Source organism: Empedobacter sp. 225-1 (assembly GCF_030328185.1).
Classification (GTDB): Bacteria; Bacteroidota; Bacteroidia; order Flavobacteriales; family Weeksellaceae; genus Empedobacter; species Empedobacter stercoris.
In genome coordinates this window covers 37098-56333 of sequence record NZ_JACALO010000020.1, presented here as the reverse complement: position 1 = coordinate 56333, position 19236 = coordinate 37098, and the positions used below count along the sequence as shown (strand labels likewise).

General features: G+C 32.3%; 25 protein-coding genes. 11 read left to right on the top strand and 14 right to left on the bottom strand.

The annotated features are described in order from the left end of the window. Positions 1 to 140 (bottom strand): helix-turn-helix domain-containing protein (locus HX088_RS13930; protein WP_353619296.1); only part of this gene is annotated, 140 nt, incomplete at its 3' end. Between the two features lie 85 nt (positions 141 to 225). Here HX088_RS13930 and HX088_RS07680 point away from each other — a divergent pair. Together HX088_RS07680 and HX088_RS07675 are read left to right on the top strand one after the other, a co-directional pair. Beyond that, positions 226 to 411, top strand: coding sequence for a transposase (locus HX088_RS07680; RefSeq protein ID WP_171621579.1), 186 nt, complete (start codon positions 226 to 228; stop codon positions 409 to 411). Between the two features lie 275 nt (positions 412 to 686). Further along, a complete protein-coding gene (locus HX088_RS07675; protein WP_286483834.1) occupies positions 687 to 1376 on the top strand; it encodes an IS3 family transposase in 690 nt (229 codons plus the stop codon). 378 nt (positions 1377 to 1754) lie between these two features. On the opposite strand, the gene HX088_RS07670 is transcribed toward HX088_RS07675, so the two are convergent. From HX088_RS07670 to dnaA, 3 genes are read right to left on the bottom strand one after another with little or no spacing between them, the layout of a single operon-like run. After that, a complete protein-coding gene (locus tag HX088_RS07670; RefSeq protein WP_171621575.1) occupies positions 1755 to 2462 on the bottom strand; it encodes an SAM-dependent methyltransferase in 708 nt (235 codons plus the stop codon). A 9-nt stretch (positions 2463 to 2471) separates the two neighbouring features. Then, the gene (locus HX088_RS07665; protein WP_286483833.1) at positions 2472 to 2918 is read right to left on the bottom strand and encodes a low molecular weight protein-tyrosine-phosphatase; all 447 of its coding nucleotides are present in this window, start codon (positions 2916 to 2918) and stop codon (positions 2472 to 2474) included. An 18-nt stretch (positions 2919 to 2936) separates the two neighbouring features. Further along, positions 2937 to 4361 carry a chromosomal replication initiator protein DnaA gene (dnaA, locus tag HX088_RS07660; protein WP_171621777.1) on the bottom strand — a complete coding sequence of 475 codons (1425 nt, stop codon included), beginning with the start codon at positions 4359 to 4361 and terminating at the stop codon, positions 2937 to 2939. A gap of 258 nt (positions 4362 to 4619) precedes the next feature. Here dnaA and HX088_RS07655 point away from each other — a divergent pair, with 258 nt between their 5' ends. The 3 genes from HX088_RS07655 (at position 4620) to HX088_RS07645 (ending at position 6010) form a co-directional block, all read left to right on the top strand. Then, entirely contained in the window at positions 4620 to 4880 is a 261-nt protein-coding gene (locus HX088_RS07655; protein WP_171621573.1) for a hypothetical protein, read from the top strand. An 86-nt stretch (positions 4881 to 4966) separates the two neighbouring features. Beyond that, entirely contained in the window at positions 4967 to 5386 is a 420-nt protein-coding gene (locus tag HX088_RS07650) for an acyl-CoA thioesterase (RefSeq protein ID WP_171621572.1), read from the top strand. 93 nt (positions 5387 to 5479) lie between these two features. Beyond that, complete coding sequence (locus HX088_RS07645) at positions 5480 to 6010, top strand: adenine phosphoribosyltransferase (protein ID WP_171621571.1); 531 nt, start codon at positions 5480 to 5482, stop codon at positions 6008 to 6010. Between the two features lie 34 nt (positions 6011 to 6044). Here the strand turns inward: HX088_RS07645 and HX088_RS07640 are convergent, their stop codons facing one another. Further along, positions 6045 to 6695, bottom strand: a complete 651-nt coding sequence (locus HX088_RS07640) for a SanA/YdcF family protein (protein WP_225541814.1) — start codon at positions 6693 to 6695, stop codon at positions 6045 to 6047. Positions 6696 to 6802: 107 nt separating this feature from the next. Between HX088_RS07640 and HX088_RS07635 the strand changes: the two genes are divergently transcribed. The 3 genes from HX088_RS07635 (at position 6803) to HX088_RS07625 (ending at position 8359) form a co-directional block, all read left to right on the top strand. Beyond that, positions 6803 to 7594 (top strand): HipA family kinase, encoded by a 792-nt coding sequence (locus tag HX088_RS07635; RefSeq protein ID WP_286483832.1) that lies wholly within the window; start codon positions 6803 to 6805, stop codon positions 7592 to 7594. Further along, the gene (locus HX088_RS07630; protein WP_171623338.1) at positions 7572 to 7955 is read left to right on the top strand and encodes a DUF3037 domain-containing protein; all 384 of its coding nucleotides are present in this window, start codon (positions 7572 to 7574) and stop codon (positions 7953 to 7955) included. The genes HX088_RS07635 and HX088_RS07630 overlap by 23 nt, the downstream gene beginning before the upstream one ends. Before the next feature lie 77 nt (positions 7956 to 8032). Next, the gene (locus tag HX088_RS07625; RefSeq protein ID WP_171623337.1) at positions 8033 to 8359 is read left to right on the top strand and encodes a single-stranded DNA-binding protein; all 327 of its coding nucleotides are present in this window, start codon (positions 8033 to 8035) and stop codon (positions 8357 to 8359) included. 78 nt (positions 8360 to 8437) lie between these two features. On the opposite strand, the gene HX088_RS07620 is transcribed toward HX088_RS07625, so the two are convergent. The 9 genes from HX088_RS07620 to HX088_RS07580 all read right to left on the bottom strand — a co-directional run bounded on the left by HX088_RS07620 (position 8438) and on the right by HX088_RS07580 (position 16843). After that, entirely contained in the window at positions 8438 to 9661 is a 1224-nt protein-coding gene (locus HX088_RS07620) for an aminotransferase class V-fold PLP-dependent enzyme (protein ID WP_286483831.1), read from the bottom strand. Between the two features lie 102 nt (positions 9662 to 9763). Further along, positions 9764 to 11083, bottom strand: a complete 1320-nt coding sequence (sufD, locus tag HX088_RS07615) for a Fe-S cluster assembly protein SufD (RefSeq protein WP_225541815.1) — start codon at positions 11081 to 11083, stop codon at positions 9764 to 9766. Between the two features lie 78 nt (positions 11084 to 11161). Continuing rightward, positions 11162 to 11917, bottom strand: a complete 756-nt coding sequence (sufC, locus tag HX088_RS07610; RefSeq protein ID WP_171623335.1) for a Fe-S cluster assembly ATPase SufC — start codon at positions 11915 to 11917, stop codon at positions 11162 to 11164. A gap of 39 nt (positions 11918 to 11956) precedes the next feature. After that, complete coding sequence (locus HX088_RS07605; protein WP_171623334.1) at positions 11957 to 12301, bottom strand: four helix bundle protein; 345 nt, start codon at positions 12299 to 12301, stop codon at positions 11957 to 11959. A gap of 44 nt (positions 12302 to 12345) precedes the next feature. Then, entirely contained in the window at positions 12346 to 13803 is a 1458-nt protein-coding gene (sufB, locus tag HX088_RS07600; protein ID WP_286483829.1) for a Fe-S cluster assembly protein SufB, read from the bottom strand. A gap of 4 nt (positions 13804 to 13807) precedes the next feature. Further along, the gene (locus tag HX088_RS07595) at positions 13808 to 14662 is read right to left on the bottom strand and encodes a hypothetical protein (protein ID WP_284583429.1); all 855 of its coding nucleotides are present in this window, start codon (positions 14660 to 14662) and stop codon (positions 13808 to 13810) included. A 1-nt stretch (position 14663) separates the two neighbouring features. Then, a complete protein-coding gene (locus HX088_RS07590) occupies positions 14664 to 14993 on the bottom strand; it encodes a HesB/IscA family protein (protein ID WP_171623331.1) in 330 nt (109 codons plus the stop codon). A gap of 118 nt (positions 14994 to 15111) precedes the next feature. Further along, a complete protein-coding gene (trpS, locus tag HX088_RS07585; RefSeq protein WP_171623330.1) occupies positions 15112 to 16083 on the bottom strand; it encodes a tryptophan--tRNA ligase in 972 nt (323 codons plus the stop codon). A 112-nt stretch (positions 16084 to 16195) separates the two neighbouring features. Next, positions 16196 to 16843 carry a hypothetical protein gene (locus HX088_RS07580; protein ID WP_171623329.1) on the bottom strand — a complete coding sequence of 216 codons (648 nt, stop codon included), beginning with the start codon at positions 16841 to 16843 and terminating at the stop codon, positions 16196 to 16198. Between the two features lie 121 nt (positions 16844 to 16964). Here HX088_RS07580 and HX088_RS07575 point away from each other — a divergent pair, with 121 nt between their 5' ends. The 3 genes from HX088_RS07575 to HX088_RS07565 all read left to right on the top strand — a co-directional run bounded on the left by HX088_RS07575 (position 16965) and on the right by HX088_RS07565 (position 19208). Beyond that, positions 16965 to 17915 (top strand): energy transducer TonB, encoded by a 951-nt coding sequence (locus tag HX088_RS07575; protein ID WP_286483827.1) that lies wholly within the window; start codon positions 16965 to 16967, stop codon positions 17913 to 17915. A 173-nt stretch (positions 17916 to 18088) separates the two neighbouring features. After that, positions 18089 to 18283 (top strand): C4-dicarboxylate ABC transporter, encoded by a 195-nt coding sequence (locus tag HX088_RS07570; RefSeq protein WP_171623327.1) that lies wholly within the window; start codon positions 18089 to 18091, stop codon positions 18281 to 18283. Then, positions 18267 to 19208 carry a PstS family phosphate ABC transporter substrate-binding protein gene (locus HX088_RS07565; protein ID WP_260542555.1) on the top strand — a complete coding sequence of 314 codons (942 nt, stop codon included), beginning with the start codon at positions 18267 to 18269 and terminating at the stop codon, positions 19206 to 19208. Before HX088_RS07570 ends, HX088_RS07565 begins: the two co-directional genes overlap by 17 nt. The last annotated feature ends 28 nt before the right edge of the window (positions 19209 to 19236 follow it).

Here is a 19236-nt window from a genome sequence, read left to right as displayed (position 1 = left end):
TTTCTTTGTAATTCACGCGTGATGGTAGATTTATGTACGCCTATTAAATCAGCAATATCTTTTTTGCTTTTTCCTGCTGTCAAAAGTATTCCAATTTGGTATCTTTGTTCCTGGTCGAGTTGTTTATATATTTTTTTCACAAATCAAATTTAGCACTTGGCTAATCATTGGGGGCTAGCCCCCAATGATTTAATTTGAGTTGCACTTATTTGTTGAACTTAGAGTATGAAAAAAAGCAAATTTTCAGAAGTACAAATCATCAAGATTATCTCTGAACAGGACAAAGGCAAAACCGTTTTGGAAATTTGTCGTGAATACGGAATCAGTCAACCGACTTTTTACCAATGGAAGAGTAAATATTCGGGAATGGATGCTAATCAACTCAAACAGTTAAAAGAAATGGAGAAATAATTAGTCCAATATAAAAAGATTGTTGCAGAATCAACCCTTCAAAATACGGTTTTAAAAACTGTTATCGAAAAAAAGCTCTAACGCCTGACGAAAAACGCGAACTGGTTGATTTTTCTCGCGAGGAATTTAAACTCAGTCTTCGTCAGGCTTGTATATTGTTTTGTATCAGCACATCGGTGTTTTATTATCGTCCCAAACGTAACAATCAGGACGATTTAATCATTCAATAACTCTCTTCATTAGCGGATTTAAACAAAACATGGGGTTTTTGGTAGATGTTTCATCGGCTTAGAAAGTTGAACTATTCATGGAACCATAAACGAGTTTATCGAATTTACACTTCGATGAAACTTAACCTACGTAAAAAAAGACTTCCTGCAAGGATTAAAGAGCCACTTTTACGTCCGATTTATCCAAATGTAACGTGGAGTATGGATTTCATGCGTGATAGTTTAGAAAACGGAAAAAGCGTGAGAAGTTTGAATATTATAGACGATTTTAATCGAGAAATTTTGAGTATTTGTATCGATACAAGTTTACCTTCAGGACGAGTAGTAAGAGAACTTGAGAATTTAATTCAATGGAGAGGAAAACCAGAGCGAATAAGAGTCGATAATGGACCAGAATTTATTGCAAACGAACTAAAAGATTGGTATCATAATCAGTCTATTGAATTGATTTATATTCAGCCTGGTCAACCGACGCAAAATAGTTTGATCGAAAGTTTTAATCGTACATTTAGACAAGAAGTTTTGGATTGTTTTATGTTTTCAACAATCAAGCAATTCAACATATTCTCTCAAGCTTGGATGTGGATGTATAACAATAAGAGACCGCACGCAAGCCTCGGATACCTTACTCCGCACAAGTTTTTGTTGAAATATGGAAAAATAAATAAACCGAATACAAGTGAATTTCCAACATTTCAGCAAGATAATTGTAGTAATAATCAGTGGAATCATTAGTTTTGAATGTAGCTAGTTAAGGGAAGATTACACTCGAATATCAGCTTCAGAAAGTGCAGAGAACTTTTCTATTTATGCTGTTAATTCGTCGATGCTAACTTCGCCATCTGTTTTTGCGCTTGCATACCATTTTTTACACCTCCTCTAGCTACTCCTAGTTGCGGTTTTTCTACTAAGTTAAATTTTATTGCCATAGCATATTGTTTTGGTTAATTAATTCGTATTAAGATAGTTATTTTTTTTATTAATACTCAACAAGACACAAAAAATGATTAAATAAAATAGCCAACTTATGGAAGTTGGCTATTTTATTTACTTTGAAACAACGACTCGTGAAAAGCGACACGAAGTGTTGATCTATTAGTTTAAAAAATTAGTTTAAGCTTGCATCACAAAAATTGCGGGACGTTTGTGGTAATCGTATTGTTCATTTTTCCACTCTTTGATTGATAAGGTACGAATATCTTCGTCGTCTAAAGTAATATGACACGCCACACAAATCTTGGTTTCGGCACGAAGAATTTTCGTTAAATCGTCTACCATTTGATTATTACGATAAGGCGTTTCCATAAAAATTTGAGCAATTCCAGTCTTTGCACTTTCGTTTTCTAAATGTGCTAATTTCTTTTTACGTTCGGTTTTATCGATAGGTAAATAGCCATGAAACGCAAAGTTTTGACCATTCATTCCAGAGGCCATCAAAGCCAAAAGAATCGACGATGGACCTACTAAAGGTACAACCTGAATTCGTTTTTGTTGCGCCACCTTTACCAACTGTGCACCCGGATCGGCAACAGCAGGTAAACCAGCTTCGGAGATAATACCCAAGGAGATTCCTTTGTCCAATAATTTAATCAAATCGAACAGCTCTTCTGGTTCTGTATCTTTGTTAAGAATGTAAATATCTAAATCGGCTTGTACTTTTTCGGGACAAACTTGCTTGATAAACTTACGTGCAGATTTCTCGTTTTCCACGACAAAAGTAGTTAACGAACGAATAATATCAAGATTGTATAAAGGCAATACTCTACTGTGTTCGCTTTCGCCTAATAGCGAAGGAATCAAATAAACTTTAGCCGTATTCATAATTATTTTTTAAAGATTGTATTTTTTGATGATACCGTCAGTGGCTTCATCTAATAATTGGTAAACATGCTCGAAAGCATCTTCGCCATCGTAATAAGGATCAGGTACATTGTGCGCAAGACCTGTCCCTTCTTTCAGGATTAATTTTACTTTTTCTTTTTCTTCTTCGTTACGAGCTAATTGCTGCAAATCGATCGAGTTTTGTTTATCCATTGCAAAAATCAAATCAAATTCTTCGAAAAAGATTAGATTGAAATGCATCGCACGTTGATCGGAAATATCAACGCCATATTTCTTTGCCACTGCAACGGAGCGTCTGTCTGGTTGTTCGCCAACGTGCCAATTTCCTGTACCAGCAGAATCTACCAAATGATTGTCGCCAACCTTTGCTTGTAAAATACCTTCTGCCAAGGGAGAACGACAAATATTCCCCAAACAAACCATTAAAATTTTCATAGAAAAAGTATTAACTATTTAATCAGCAATTTTACGCGAAATATCTTCGATATAACCACGGAATTGCTTGTCTGTTTCTTGTAAGTTTTTAACTGTTTTACAAGCATGCAAAACAGTTGCGTGATCACGTTTACCAATTTGAGAACCGATACTCGCCAACGAGGCTTTTGTGTATTGTTTTGCAAAATACATCGCCAATTGACGCGCTTGTACCACATCGCGTTTACGTGTTTTAGATTGAATATCTTCCATCTTCACTTTAAAATATTCGCAAACCGTTTTTTGAATATAATCAATTGAAATTTCTTTACGAGCCGTTTGCACCAATTTAGAGAGTGTACGTGCTGTAAGATCTAACGTAATCTCGCGTTTATTTAATGTTGCTTGTGCAATGATAGAATTCAAAGAACCTTCTAATTCGCGCACATTTGTATCAATATTTTGAGCGATATAATCCATTACTTCGTCAGGGAATTCGATTCCGTCATTTTCTAATTTTTGTTTCAAAATAGATAGACGTGTATTGTAGTCTGGATTTTGCAAATCTGCTGATAATCCCCATTTAAAACGAGAAATCAAACGATCTTCCATGTCTTGGATATCTGCAGGAGATTTATCCGAAGTCAAAATAATTTGATTTCCTCTTTGATGTAAGTGGTTAAATATATGGAAGAAAACTTCTTGCGTTTTTGTTTTTCCTGATAAAAACTGAATATCATCCATAATCAAAACATCAATCATTTGATAAAAGTGAATGAAATCATTTTGATTATTATTTTTTACAGCTTCGATAAATTGTTGTGTAAATTTCTCTGTCGAAACATACAAAACCGTTTTCTCTGGATGTAAATCTTTTACTTCTAAACCTATCGCATGCACCAAATGAGTTTTTCCTAATCCTACTCCACCATAAATAAAAAGTGGATTGAACGAAGTCCCTCCTGGACGTTTGGCAATCGCACGACCAGCAGCACGAGCTAATCGGTTTGATTCTCCTTCGATAAAATTACTGAAGGTATAATTGTGATTTAACTGTGAATCAATTTTAAGTTTTTGTAATCCTGGGATAATAAAAGGATTCATCATTTTACCCGCCTGTAAATTCATTGGCGCTTCAACCTCTTGTGGGCGAGGTTTTTCTTTGTTCGAGCTTGGAATACGAACGGTAAATGGTTCACGTCCTTGTGACTTTTGATCCATCAAAATACTATAAACTAATTTCGCATCAGAACCAAGTTCTTTTTGTAAGGCACTTTTTAAAATTTTGATATAATGTTCCTCTAACCATTCGTAAAAAAATTTACTTGGTACTTGTATTGTTAAAACATTATTATTTAGTTTGCCCGGACGAATCGGAACAAACCATGTATTGAATGCATCTTCCGCAATGTTGTCTTTGATAAAAGACAAGCATTTTTCCCACACAGAATTTGCAGTTATCATCGTAATATTGTCCAAAAGTGCTTAAGTTTTAATGTAAATTATTGATAATCAGCTTATGTGAAAAACATAAGCTTACCTACAAAATTGTGAACAAATTTTGAATAAAAAAAATAATTTGGGTATTGATATATTAAAAAATACTTTGTATAATAATAAAAATCAACAAACAGTTTTAGACAAAGCAAAAGTACTGCTAAGATAATCTTTTCATACATATTTTGTCTTATCAAAATTAATATTTATTATTTTTGTATTACTATGGAAATTACACAAGAAAAAATTGACTTTGCAATTATCAAAGTAGAAAATCATTTAAATGATTTAGGGATTAAAAATAATTTTTCGCTTTTACGAATTGAACAAGTTGAAGAAGAAAATGTAAGGATTTTTTATTATGAAATTGCGAATCCTACATTCAAAACAATTATTCAAATTCAATATGATTTCTTAAAGGAAGAGCAAAAAGATTCTTCTCAAACATCTTTTAGTTGGATGGATTACAAAAAAATTACTGAATAGACTTTTTCATTTTTTAGCTAATTAATGACCAAGTCTTTTTTTTGTTCTCTACTTTTGAAGTTTTAAAATGATGTATTAGAAAAATTATGGAGAAGATAGAACAATTGAATGTTTTTCGTACTAAAACGCGTATTTTATATAAACATACCGATCAAATGAAGGTAGTGTATTATGGTAACTATCCCGAATTTTATGAAATTGGACGTGTTGAATTGATGCGTGAGAGAGGTTTTCCTTATGCGGAGTTGGAAGCAATGGGAATTCAGATGCCAATTATCGAAATGCATTCAAAATATGTTGGAAGTGCTTTGTATGATGAATTAATCGAAATTGAAACAACCGTTCCAGAGCGTGATAAAGGTGTTCGTATTCGTTTTAATTATACGATTTATAATGAGGCAGGAAAAATAATTAATCAAGGTTATACAATTTTGTGTTGTATTGATGCTGAAACACGTCGACCAGTTCGAATTCCGGAACGTATTTGGACAAGTTTAGGATTATAAAATTATTTAGACTCATTAATAATTCGTAAAAAGAAATTCTTGCAAATGAATTCTCATTAAATTTGTCTCTTAACAAAACATGATTAAAAACGAATGTCAACACTTCAAGAAAAAATCAATCAAACGATTGTAGACGTTATCGATTTTCCAAAAGAAGGAATTGTCTATAAAGATATTACACCATTGTTCTTAAACGCAGAACTTTCGGATGAAATTGTAGATGCGTTTGTAGATAAAGCCAAAGGAAAAGTAGATGTAGTTTGTGGAATCGAAAGCCGTGGTTTTTTGTACGGGATTCAAATTGCTCAAAAACTAAAAGTTCCTTTTGTGCTTATTCGCAAAGCAGGTAAATTACCGCCTCCTACAATTAATCAATCTTATGATTTGGAATATGGACAAGCAACAATTGAAGTTAATTCAAATTACATCAAAGATGGTGCGCGTGTTTTAATTCATGATGATGTTTTGGCAACTGGCGGTACAGCTGAAGCTTGTGCTAAATTGGTAGAAAAATGTGGAGGTAAAACAACACAATTTTCTTTTATCGTTGATTTAACTTTCTTAAATGGAAAAGATAAGTTAACAACTTTTGCAACCGATATCGTTACATTGATAGAATATTAAGTAAAAACCGTTCAAAAAAGTTGAACGGTTTTTTTTATTCTTTTTTGGGTGCTATAATCACTTCGGGTGTTCTATCTTTCCCTATATCTAACAACGCTTTAATATTCGCTAAAACCTCTCTAAAACTCTGTTTACCTTCTGTTTTATAAGGTCCATTATCTGCATTATATCCAATACAATCCAAACCAAAAACTTTCCCTAAAAACAATGCTCTTTTGAGATGATAGGATTGAGAAATTAGAATCACTTTATTAAATCGAAAGATATTTTTAGTTCTATAAATTGTACTATACGTATCTAATCCTGCTCCATCAAGGTAAGTATCTTCAATCTTAACCCCTCTATCCAATAAATATTTTTCCATTACATCAATTTCATTGAAGTTTTCATAGATTTTTTCTCCAGAAAGTAAAATCACATCCACTTGATCTTCTTCATAAAGTCGAATTGCAGCATCCAAACGATCTTTCAAAAAACGAGTTGGTTGTCCATTTGCTTGTATTTTTGCCCCAAACACAACTGCTATTCGATAATCCTGTGGAATATTCCCTTGATAGTTGTAAATATAGTAAGAAGTAAGAATCTGAATAATTAATGCGATAACTAAAGTGAAAGCCGCTATTATACCAATGGTTAGCATACTTTTACGCATTACAAATCTTCCTATTTTTACAAGTTTACTCAATATCTTTTTCTTTAAAACCTTTAACTTTCAAAAATCCATAACATTAGTCACATATAAAAATTATTAATGTGAAAATTACTTTAAATTTTTCATCGTATTTTTAGGCAATGAATGAGATTGAATTAAGAACAGTTACTGTAGAACGCTATTTGCAACCTTTGCGCGAAGGAGGTTCTTTGCCTGCATTGGCTGATGCGGATGACGGTTTTAAATATGTTATAAAATTTAAAGGCGCAGGGCATGGACCTCGAATGTTAATTTCTGAATTGTTAGGAGGTGAAATTGCTCGTATTTTAGGTTTTAAAGTTCCTGAATTAGTTTTTGCTTTATTGGACGAATATTTTGGACAATCGGAGGCAGGCGAGGAAATTCAAGATTTATTAAAATTTAGCGAAGGAACAAATTTAGCTTTACATTATTTGTCTGGAGCAATCAATTATGACCCTGCGGTAATGAAAATTGATGATAAATTATCTTCTCAAATTGTTTGGTTAGATGCTTTTTTAACAAATGTCGACCGTACATTTCGCAATACAAATATGTTGATGTGGCACAAAGAGTTGTGGTTAATCGACCATGGAGCTTCTTATTATTTCCATCATTCGTGGGACAATTGGGAAAAAGCAGCAATTGCTCCATTTGCACCAATTAAAGATCATGTTTTATTGAAAAATGCAACAAAACTTGAAGAAGTTGACACCGAATTTAAAGCATTACTAAATGATGAAATTATTGATAAAATTGTAGACTTAATTCCCGATGAATGGTTAGAAACAGAGGTAACACATGCGTCGTTTGAAGAAATGAGAACGGTTTACAAAACATTTATCAAAACACGATTACAACATTCAGCACTATTTATAAACGAAGCGAACAATGCCAGAAAAAATCTTATATGAGTATGCCATTCTTCGATTAGTTCCAAAAGTAGAGCGCGAAGAATTTATTAACGTTGGAGTGATATTATTTTCGAAAAAGCAAAATTATTTGAAAGTCAAATATTTCATCAATGATCAACGAATCAATGCTTTTTGCCATGAATTAGACCTTGATTTTATTGACAGCAATTTGAATGCTTTATCCAAAATAGCAGAAGGAATTCATCCCGAATCAGCTATTTCTAATTTTGAAACTCCCGAACGTTTTAGATGGTTAACTGCTGTGCGTAGCTCATCAATTCAATCATCACGACCACATCCTGGAAAGACTTATAATTTAGATAAAACATTAGATAGATTGTACAAAGAACATGTTTTATAAAAGTTAAATACTTAAAAACGAATGTTTTAATTTTATTTCTTAATTTTGGTTTACATTAATTTAAATTATTTATCGCCATGAGTACATTAAGAAACAAAGTTCAATTAATTGGGAATGTAGGAAACAATCCTGAAATTAAAACATTTGAAAACGACAAGAAGTTCGCAAAATTTAGTTTAGCTACAAACGAGAGTTACACAAACAACAAAAATGAAAAAGTACAAAATACAATTTGGCACAATATCGTAGCATATGGACCAATTGTAAGTATTATTGAAAAGCATGTTGAAAAAGGAAAACAGCTCGCAGTTGCTGGTAAATTAACTTATCGAGAATACCAAGATAAGGAAGGTACTACAAAAAATATGACCGAAATTGTAGTTGATGAAATTGTGCTTCTTTAGCGTTTAAAATAAAAGGGAAACAGTGATGTTTCCCTTTTATTGTTTTATATGATAATCTAAATAAGTTTAGAAATATATTTATCCCAACATTCTAATCGCGGTTTTTAAACCATCAATAAAAATATCAATTTCTTCTTTTGTATTGTAAACAGCGAACGAAGCACGCACTGTGCCTGGAATATTAAAGTGATGCATAATTGGTTGTGCACAATGATGTCCAGTACGCACTGCAATTCCTTTTTTATCCAAGATCATACCGACATCTGACGAATGTACGCCATCAAATTTTAAGTTGAACGAAACCGCTCCAGAATGCTCTGCATCTTTAGCGTAGATCACAACTTCATCAAATTCTGATAAACGTTGAATGGTATAATCTACCAATTCTTTTTCATAATCATGAATCGTTTGCATACCGATCGAATTGATAAAATCTACCGCAGCTCCAAGTCCGATAATTCCAGCAATATCTGGTGTACCAGCTTCAAACTTGAATGGTAAACAAGCGTAGGTAGAAACTTCCATTGTTACATCTTTTATCATCTCTCCTCCTCCATGAAAAGGTGGTAATTCATTCAAGACATCTTCTTTTCCGTACAATATTCCAATTCCAGTTGGTCCATACATTTTATGCCCAGAAAAAACCAAGAAATCACAATCCAATGTTTGTACATCAATCACTGTATGTGGTGCAGATTGCGCAGCATCAATTAAAACCCAAGCGCCTTTTGCATGCGCTTTTTCGATAATCGTTTCGATAGGATTTACAACACCCAACGCATTAGAAACCTGATTAACACAAACTAATTTTGTTTTATCTGTCAATAAATCATCTAATTTATCAATATCCAAAATACCTTCTGCAGTTAACGGAATATATTTCAGTTTCGCACCTGTTCTTTGACACAACAATTGCCAAGGAACGATATTAGAATGATGTTCGATTTCGGTAATAATAATTTCGTCATCAGCCGTCAAAACATTACGCAATGAATTTGAAACTAAATTAATTCCTTCCGTTGTTCCACGCGTAAAAATAATTTCATGATCATATTTTGCATGTATAAATTTCTGAATTTTACGACGAGACTCTTCCATCAAATCAGTTGCTTCCTGACTTAAGGTATGGATTCCACGGTGTACATTTGCATTGTATTTTTCGTAATATTCATCTAAAACATCTAAAACAACTTTTGGTTTTTGAGAAGTTGCCCCATTATCTAAATAAACCAATGGTTTTCCATTGACTTCTCTAGTTAAAATTGGAAATTGACTTCTTATTTGTTGGATATCTATTGACATTTTTTATTGTATTATGTAGTTTGTAAAATGTATTAGGTTTAAAAAAAGTTGTAAGTAAACTTACAACTTTATACTTATGACTTAATACTTTCGTACATTCAATTATAATTCGAAATCTAAACTAACGCCTAATTTTTCAGCAATTACGGCATTTACACGATTAGATATTTGTGGAATTTGTACATGTCGTAAAGCATCAGCTGCAAATGCATATAACAACATTGCTTTTGCTTCTTTCTTTGGAATACCACGTTGCTGCATATAGAACAATGACTCTTCTTCTAATTGCCCAACAGTACATCCGTGCGAACATTTTACATCATCTGCAAAAATCTCTAACTGAGGTTTTGTATTGATTGAAGCTCCATCTGATAATAATACATTATTATTTTGTTGGAAAGCATTCAATTTTTGAGCTTCTTTGTGTACAAATATTTTACCATTGAAAACACCTTGAGCTTTGTCATCGTAAATACCTTTGTATAACTCATGTGATTCACAATTTGGGAAATTATGTTCTACAAAAGTATGATGATCGACGTGTTGTTTTCCTCCGATAACAGTAATTCCATCCATTACAGAGTTACAGTTTTCCCCATTTTGGAAGAAGTTTAAGTTATTTCTAACAATTTTACCTCCAAAAGAAAACGTAAATACATTGGCACGAGAATCTCTTTCTTGGTTAATGTAGGTATTATCTACCAACGAAACATCATGAGAATCATTTTGGAATTTGTACCAATGAATCTCTGCATTACGACCAACGTTAACTTCCGAAACAACGTTTGTTAAATTAGCTTTACCGTCTAACGTTTGGTGTCTTTCTATGATTTGAACATGTGCATTATCACCTACTACTACCAAATTACGAGGTTGATACATGGCTTCCTGAGATGCACCTGTAGAGAAATATACGATTTGAATTGGCTTAGATAAAATAACATTATTTGGAACATAAATATAAGCTCCATCTTTTGCAAAAGCAGTGTTCAACGCAACCATGCTTTCATCTTTATGCGCAATTTTTCCGTAATAATTCTCGATTACTGCTTGATGAGTTGTTTTATGCATTGCACTTGACAATACACAGATATCTGCTTCATCATGCGTTGTATTTGACAAAAACGAAGAATATTTTCCATTAATGAATACGATAGTATAAGTATCAATATCATTAATCAAATATTTCTTGATGTCTTTGTACTCAATTGCCACTTCGTCTTCTGGGAACAATTTATAGTCCACCTTCAACAAAGGAGCAAGATTTGTATATTTCCATTCTTCGTCTTTACGTGTTGGAAAACCTTTTTGGTTAAAGATTTCGATTGCTTCTTGGCGAAGCCCTTCGATTCCTTTATTAACCTTATTTTTTTCGTTGAACACTAAATGACGAGAAACTAAATTTTCTTTTAAATCAATCATTTTAGATATTGTATTAATGTATTATGTAAGAAGTAAAAAGTACTTTGTACTTAATACATTTTACATTTTACAAAATGTTTAGATTCCTGCTTCTTCTTTAACCCAGTCGTAACCTTTTTCTTCTAACGCTAAAGCTAATTCTTTACCACCAGATTTGATGATTTTTCCGTCAGCTAAAACGTGTACAAAGTCAGGAACAATATAGTCTAATAAACGTTGGTAGTGTGTAATTACTAACACTCCATTGTTTTCATTTTTAAATTCATTTACACCATCCGCAACAATACGTAAAGCGTCAATATCTAAACCTGAATCTGTTTCGTCTAAGATTGCTAATGTTGGGTTTAACATTAACATTTGGAAAATTTCGTTACGCTTTTTCTCTCCTCCAGAGAAGCCTTCGTTAAGAGAACGAGATAAGAAATCTTTTTTGATTCCTAATAAATCTGCTTTCTCACGAATTAATTTCAACATTTCTGAAGCTCCCATTTCTTCTAATCCTTGCGCTTTACGCGTTTCGTTGATCGAAGTTTTGATGAAGTTTGTTACAGAAACACCTGGAATTTCAATAGGATATTGAAAAGACATGAAAATACCTTTTTGTGCTCTTTCTTCTGGAGCCAACTCTAAGATAGATTCATCTTTAAATTCAATCTCACCATCAGTCACTTCGTATTCCTCTTTACCTGTAATTACATTTGATAAAGTTGATTTTCCAGCTCCGTTAGGTCCCATAATTGCGTGAACTTCTCCTGGATTAATTTGAAGGTTTAAACCTTTTAAAATTTCGCGCTCTTCAATACGAGCGTGTAAGTTTTTTATATTTAATAACATAATCTAATTTGTAAATTAGTTAATGTGATAATTTTCTAATTATCTTGATTTTGATATACTTATTATTTTATTCACAATTTTAGAAATGTTTACCAATTTTTCGGTTAAACTTTCTGTATTTGGATAATTTTTAGATAATTGACATAATTCTAACCAATACTTGGTTTCATCAATTTCTTTTGCTGCAATCTTAAATTTGTGAATAAAATCATTCAAGCTTTCAGCGTTTTGAGCTTCTCTAATATTTGCTCCAATTGAAGTTCCTGATTTTAACAATTGATTTGAAATAACAAATCTTTTATTCATTTCAAGTTCTTCACAATATTCTATAATTAATAGTGAAAATTCTAAAGTTAATTTTAAAATAATATTATCTTTTTCCATCATTAACTCATTGACAAATTTTCACATTAACCCATTAGTCAAAACTATCCTACAGAACCTTCTAATGAGATTTCTAATAATTTTTTTGCTTCTACAGCAAACTCCATTGGTAATTTATCTAATACTTCGCGGCTAAATCCGTTTACGATTAATGCAATCGCTTTTTCTGTATCAATACCTCGTTGGTTACAATAGAACAATTGATCTTCACCAATTTTAGAAGTTGTTGCTTCGTGTTCTAATTGAGCCGATTTATTTTCGATCTCAATATAAGGGAACGTGTGTGCTCCACATTCGTTACCCATCAATAATGAATCACACTGAGAGAAGTTACGTGCTCCTTCTGCATTTTTCATTACTTTCACTAATCCACGGTAAGAGTTTTGAGATTTACCAGCAGAAATACCTTTCGAAATAATAGTCGATTTAGAATTTTTACCGATGTGAATCATTTTTGTACCTGTATCTGCTTGTTGGTAATTATTTGTTACAGCAATTGAGTAAAACTCACCTACCGAATTATCTCCTTTCAAGATACAAGATGGATATTTCCACGTTACAGCAGAACCAGTTTCTACTTGTGTCCACGATACTTTTGCGTTTTTCTCACAAACTGCACGTTTTGTTACAAAGTTGAAAACACCTCCTTTTCCTTTATTATCTCCTGGGTACCAGTTCTGAACAGTTGAATATTTAATTTCAGCATCATCCATCACAAGTAACTCAACCACCGCAGCGTGTAATTGGTTTTCGTCACGCATAGGCGCTGTACAACCTTCTAAATATGATACATAAGACCCTTCGTCCGCAATTAATAAAGTACGTTCAAATTGTCCTGTTCCTGCAGAGTTGATACGGAAATATGTTGACAATTCCATTGGACAACGAACACCTTTTGGAATATAACAGAATGATCCGTCCGAGAAAACTGCAGAGTTTAAAGCTGCATAAAAGTTATCTGTTGGTGGCACTACTTTACCAATATATTTTCTCACCAATTCTGGATGTTCTTTAATTGCTTCCGAAATTGACATAAAAATAATTCCTTTTTCTGCTAATGTTTCGCGGAAAGTTGTTTTTACTGAAACTGAATCAAAAACAACATCGATAGCAACTCCAGACAAACGTTTTTGTTCGTCTAAAGAAATTCCTAATTTCTCGAATGTTTTTAATAATTCAGGATCAACCTCATCTAAGCTTGCTAATTCTTTCTTAGGCTTTGGAGCTGCATAATACTGAATAACCTGAAAATCTGGCTTTTCATAAGTTACGTTTGCCCACTCTGGTTCTTCCATCTTTTGCCAAGCACGGAAAGCTTCCAAACGCCATTCAGTCATCCATTCAGGCTCCTCTTTTTTGGCTGAAATAGCACGCACGATATCTTCATTCAATCCGACTGGAAAATCTTCATATTCCATCTCAGTCGTCCAACCAAACTCATATTGTTTTTGACTGGCAAGATCTTCACGTAGATCGTCTTCTGTATATTTTGTGTTACTCATCTTATTATTTATAAAATGTATAGGTAAAATTAAACTGTAAAGGTTGCTGTTTATCAGCTTTATTTCCTAAAAATTTAAATTCTTTTAATCGTTGATTTTGATCCAAAATAATTTCAAATAATGATTGATTATTTTTCAAAATCTGATAGTTGTTTGATGAAATTAATTTAATTTCTGACCATACGCCTTCTTTCAAATTAATTCGCTCTGATTTTGGTGCAACATCAGGCGTATATTCATTTATTTTGAATGGCACTTTGAATGTTGAACTGCTGTAACAAATCTTGTTCATGTCCTGACCTAATGATTTAGTAATTCTACAATTGTGCATCAATCGGTCTTCAAAACCTATTTTTTGTTCTAAATATGTTTTTTTTAACATCACATCTTCTTCTAACCAAACGATATCAAAAAGCTTGTTTGCATTTTTAACATACATTTTATCTTGGTCGTAAAAAAATTGATTTGTTCTTGTTTCACTTCCTTTTCTCTCGATTGTTTCCGAAGAAATCACACCATCTTTATAAGTATAATTTACTTTCATAGGCTTTGCAACCTCTTCTGTCAATTCGAAATCAAGAAGGTTTTCGTTTGCATCATAAGTTGCTTTATAAGCTACTTTTTTATTTGATGCATTGGTAATGGTAATCGTTTTTATTTTAGATTCGTTCAAATCCAACGCTTTTATAAAAGGTTTTATTCCGAACAATCCAAAAAACAAATGTTCTGAATAAGCTTTATTTAACTTTTTAGATGTTTCTGTTGGTTGAAAAACCATCAAATCTTTTTCTACAATTGTATTTTGTGCCGAAGCAACAAAACCAATCATACACGAAATAAATAAAGCTAAATTTCTCATCTTAAACAGCAAAACTTTCACCACAACCACACGTACGAGACGCGTTTGGATTGTTGAATACAAATCCTTTTCCATTCAATCCACCAGAATATTCTAATGTCATTCCAACAAGGTATAAAAATGATTTTTTGTCAACCAAAATTTTAACACCGTTGTCGTCAAACAATTTGTCATCTGCACCTTGTTCTTTTGTAAACTCTAAATTATAGTTTAATCCAGAACATCCGCCACTTGTAACTCCTACACGAACAAAAGACTCCTCGATAGAAGTTCCTTCTTCTTGTAAAAGTGCAATTATTTTATTTTTTGCTGATTCTGAAACCTTAATCATTTGATTCTATTTTTATATTGCAAAGATACTTATTTAAAATGAATTCAAATAATGAACGATATAAATATTAACAATCGCTTAAGTTATATTATTTATCGCCAACTAAAATTGGATCAAATTACTTCAATCCTAATTTTACTCGTGTACGTTTCAGCACCTTTTGAGCAACATCTCTTGCTTTTAAAGCACCATTTTCTAAAAACGCATCTAATGTATCTTTATCATTCATCAATTCATCAAAACGAACTCTTGCATCGGCATACTTTTCTAAAATCAATTCGTACAACGCTTGTTTCGCATGTCCGTAACCATAGCCACCTTTCAAATAATTTTGACGCATTTCCTCTATTTGCGCAGGAGAAGCCAATAATTTGTATAAAGCAAAAACATTATCTGTGTCAGGATTTTTAGGATCTTCCAACGGAGTAGAGTCTGTCTCAATTGACATTACTTGCTTGCGCAATTGTTTTTCTGGTAAGAAAATATTGATAAAGTTATTTCTTGATTTAGACATTTTATTCCCATCTGTTCCAGGAATCAACATTATATTTTCGTCGATTGCTGCTTGTGGTAATACAAATGTTTCGCCCATTTGATGATTAAATTTCTCTGCAACACTGCGTGTAATTTCTAAATGTTGCAATTGATCTTTCCCTACAGGCACAACTTCCGCATCATACAATAAAATATCAGCTGCCATTAAAATTGGATACGTAAACAAACCAGCATTCACGTCAGCTAAGTAATCAGCTTTGTCTTTAAAAGAATGCGCTAATGTAAGACGTTGAAAAGGGAAAAAGTTTAATAAGTACCACGTCAATTCTGTTGTTTCTGCAACGTCAGATTGACGGTAGAAAACCACTTTCGATGGATCCAAACCTAATGCAAGCCATGTTGCAGCCACTTCGTACGTATTTTGTTTTAACACTTCTGCATCTTTAATCTGCGTCAAAGCGTGTAAATCTGCAATAAAAATGAATGAATCATTTCCCTCCTTCTCTGTCAATTCGATAGCAGGTGAAATTGCTCCTAAAATATTTCCTAAGTGCGGAGTTCCAGTAGCTTGAACTCCTGTAAGTATTCTTGGCATTTGTTTAAAAAATTTAAGGAACAAAGATAGACTTAATCAACGAAATGCACTAATTGTAAGATCAAGTTTATTTGAATTAATTGACTAGAATGACGAAAAACATATTGATGAACTAAAAAAGCTTCCCAATTTGCCGAAATGGCCAAGAAATTGTGCGACCTATTTTTCGGAAAAATGATTTTTTAAGATAAACAACTTCTCCTAAAAGTACATCTCCTATTTCTGTTTTTATATTCTGACATACAGAAGGATTTATAAAAGTAAATTCTTTAATTCCAAAGCTATCATATTCTAAAGTATAAGAATCTTGATTAATCGGAACCTTTATTTTAAACTCTCCATTTTCATTTGTATATACAATATTTTTAGAATTTTTAAGATTTACTGGAATATCATATTCTGGAAAACCATTACCATCATTAATAATTCCTTGCACTACAATCGAATCATTTTCTGTTTGCGCTTTTGCTAAAGTCGAAAAACTTAAAAATCCCACTAAAGATGAAAATTGCAACCACTTTTTAGATTGATTTGCAATTGAATGAGAAGCTTCATAAGAATTAAACTGTTCTAAATTCCTTGTTTTTATTTTTACACAAGCAGTAGGATTTTCATTCAGAAAAGTTTTTAATTCTTTGAATGAATAATGATCCAAATCGTGCACACGTTTAGAGCAAACCTCACAAAACTTTTGTTGATCAGAAACCGAATTCATTTCCATCCAATTCTGTTTACATTTCTTCTCTATTTGTAGTTCCATAAAATTGACTTTTCAATAAAATTAAACTTTTTTTAAAAATTTTTCAAACCTCAACCAACCTTTTTGTTAAAAGATGAATCTATAAAGAAAAAACAAGTATTAACCTTAAAATTATATTGATATGAGTAACAAAGCTTTTTTAGACATTCTTTTCGAAAACCGAAACAAAGAATATGGCGCGTACCAATTGAGACAAGTGGCCAACCACGATTTGATGAAATCTCTTTTTGTAGGGATTGGTCTTGTTGCATTAATTACAGGAGGAACTATTTATGCGAATAACAGAGCAATGAAAGCTACAACAATTTCTACTGATCTTCCTGGAGTTACTGTTAATATGGAAGATTTTAACCCTGTAAAACCTCCAAAAAAAGAAGATGTAACTCCACCAAAAGAAGATCCTCCGATGGAAGAGAAAACAATTCAATTGAAAACAGAACAAGTGAAATATGTTATCCCAACACCAAAAGAGAATCCTCAAGTTGAAGAAACAATAAAACCTGTTAATGAATTGAAAGGTGTTGATCTTGGAACAGAAAATAGAGAAGGAATCGCATCAGCTAGACAAGTTGGTGGCGGCGAAGTAAGTGACACAGGAAATAAAACTGGCGGACAAAACACAAGTATTGCAGAAGGACCAAAAGTTGAAAAACCTGTGATCAATACGAATGTTACAATTACAGCTAAAAATGCTGCTGTAATGGCGATTTATCCTGGTTGTGAAAATGAAAGTAAAAAAGGAAATGTCGCTTTAACAAAATGTATGAGCGATAAAATCTCAAAAGAATTGGGATATGAATTAAGTGATTTTGGTGAAACTGCATCTCGAAATAATTTGAGTACAGCGGTTGCAAAAATGCAATTTGTCGTGAATAAAAATGGTGAAATTTCGCAGGTAAAACCGTTAAGCGGAAGTAATCAAGATTTAGGAAAAGAAGCTAAATCTGCATTAGAACGAATCAATAAACAAATTCTACGAAAAGGTAAAAAAATAACACCTGCCAAATTAGAAGATGGTTCTGATGCAAATTTAATTTTCTCTATCCCTGTCAAATTTCAAACAGCAGAATAATTAATCATACTTTTCTTTCTGAAACCATTGCATTCTATTTTTGAGTGTGATGGTTTCATCTTGTTTAAGAAATAATTTCTCAAAAAAACTTAGCTAAAAATGTATATATATCGTATAAAATTTAAGTTTTAAGTCAATCTTAACACAATAAAATTGTAACTTCGTCGCGAATTATGAATAAGAGTATTGTTTACGGATTGATTGGTTTCGGTTATTTTTTGATCGGAATTTTTACTTGGAAATATCAGTTTTTTATCGTCAAATTAGATGATACAAACGCGATGTTAATGGGGATTTTATTTATTGTTTATGGAGCTTTTCGCGTATATCGTGGTATAAAATCTTATAAAAATGATCAAAAAAATTAGTTTACTTTCACTTTCAGCCTTTCTCGTTTTTTCCACTTTTAGTTGTAAAGACAAAGAAAAATTAACAAAAGCTGAACAAAAAACTCCTGTTAAACGAGCTTTACACGAATATGGAAATTTGACAATGACCGTAGATCCAAGTTTTAAAAATTTGGCTAATTCATTGGCAAATATGTATATGGTTGATTATCCAGATGTAAAAATCACAATAAATGAAGAGATTGAAGAAAAAGCAATCAAAGATTTTTATGAAGGTAAAATTCCATTATTAATGGTTAGTAAACCGTTAACAAAAGCACAAGAACAACACTTATTTAACAAAACGACAACCAAGTATATCTCATCTGTAATTGCATTGGATGCAACTGTTTTCATCACTTCTGTTGATCATCCAATCAATTCTATTACGACTACAGATATCAAAGATAATTTGTATAAAAATGATCCGAAAATGACCTTTGTTTTTGATCATCCAAACTCTGCCAATTACAATACTGTAAATGATAAACTAAAATTAACAGTAGAAAAAGGGGCAAAAGTAAATGCAATGGGCGATGCAGAAAAAGTGATTGATTATTTGCAAAAAGATAAAACAGCAATCGGGATTATAGGCTTGAATATTTTGAGCGACAAAGGAAATCCGAAAGTTGAAGAATACCTAAAAAAGGTAAAAATATTAGCCATTGCAGATGATAAAGGAAATTTAGCATTACCAACTATTCCGAATTTGAAATATGGTGTTTATCCTTTTTATCGCGAAATTTATATCCTAAAAAATGAAGTTGGTTTTGGAATTGGCGCTGGATTTACGCGATTTGTGGGATCGCAACGTGGACAGAAAATTGTGACGCGCGAAAGTCTTCAACCTTATTACATATTTAAAAGAGAAGTTCAGATTAATAATTTAGAACAACCGATACAATAACAAAAACCTTCCGAATTGGAAGGTTTTT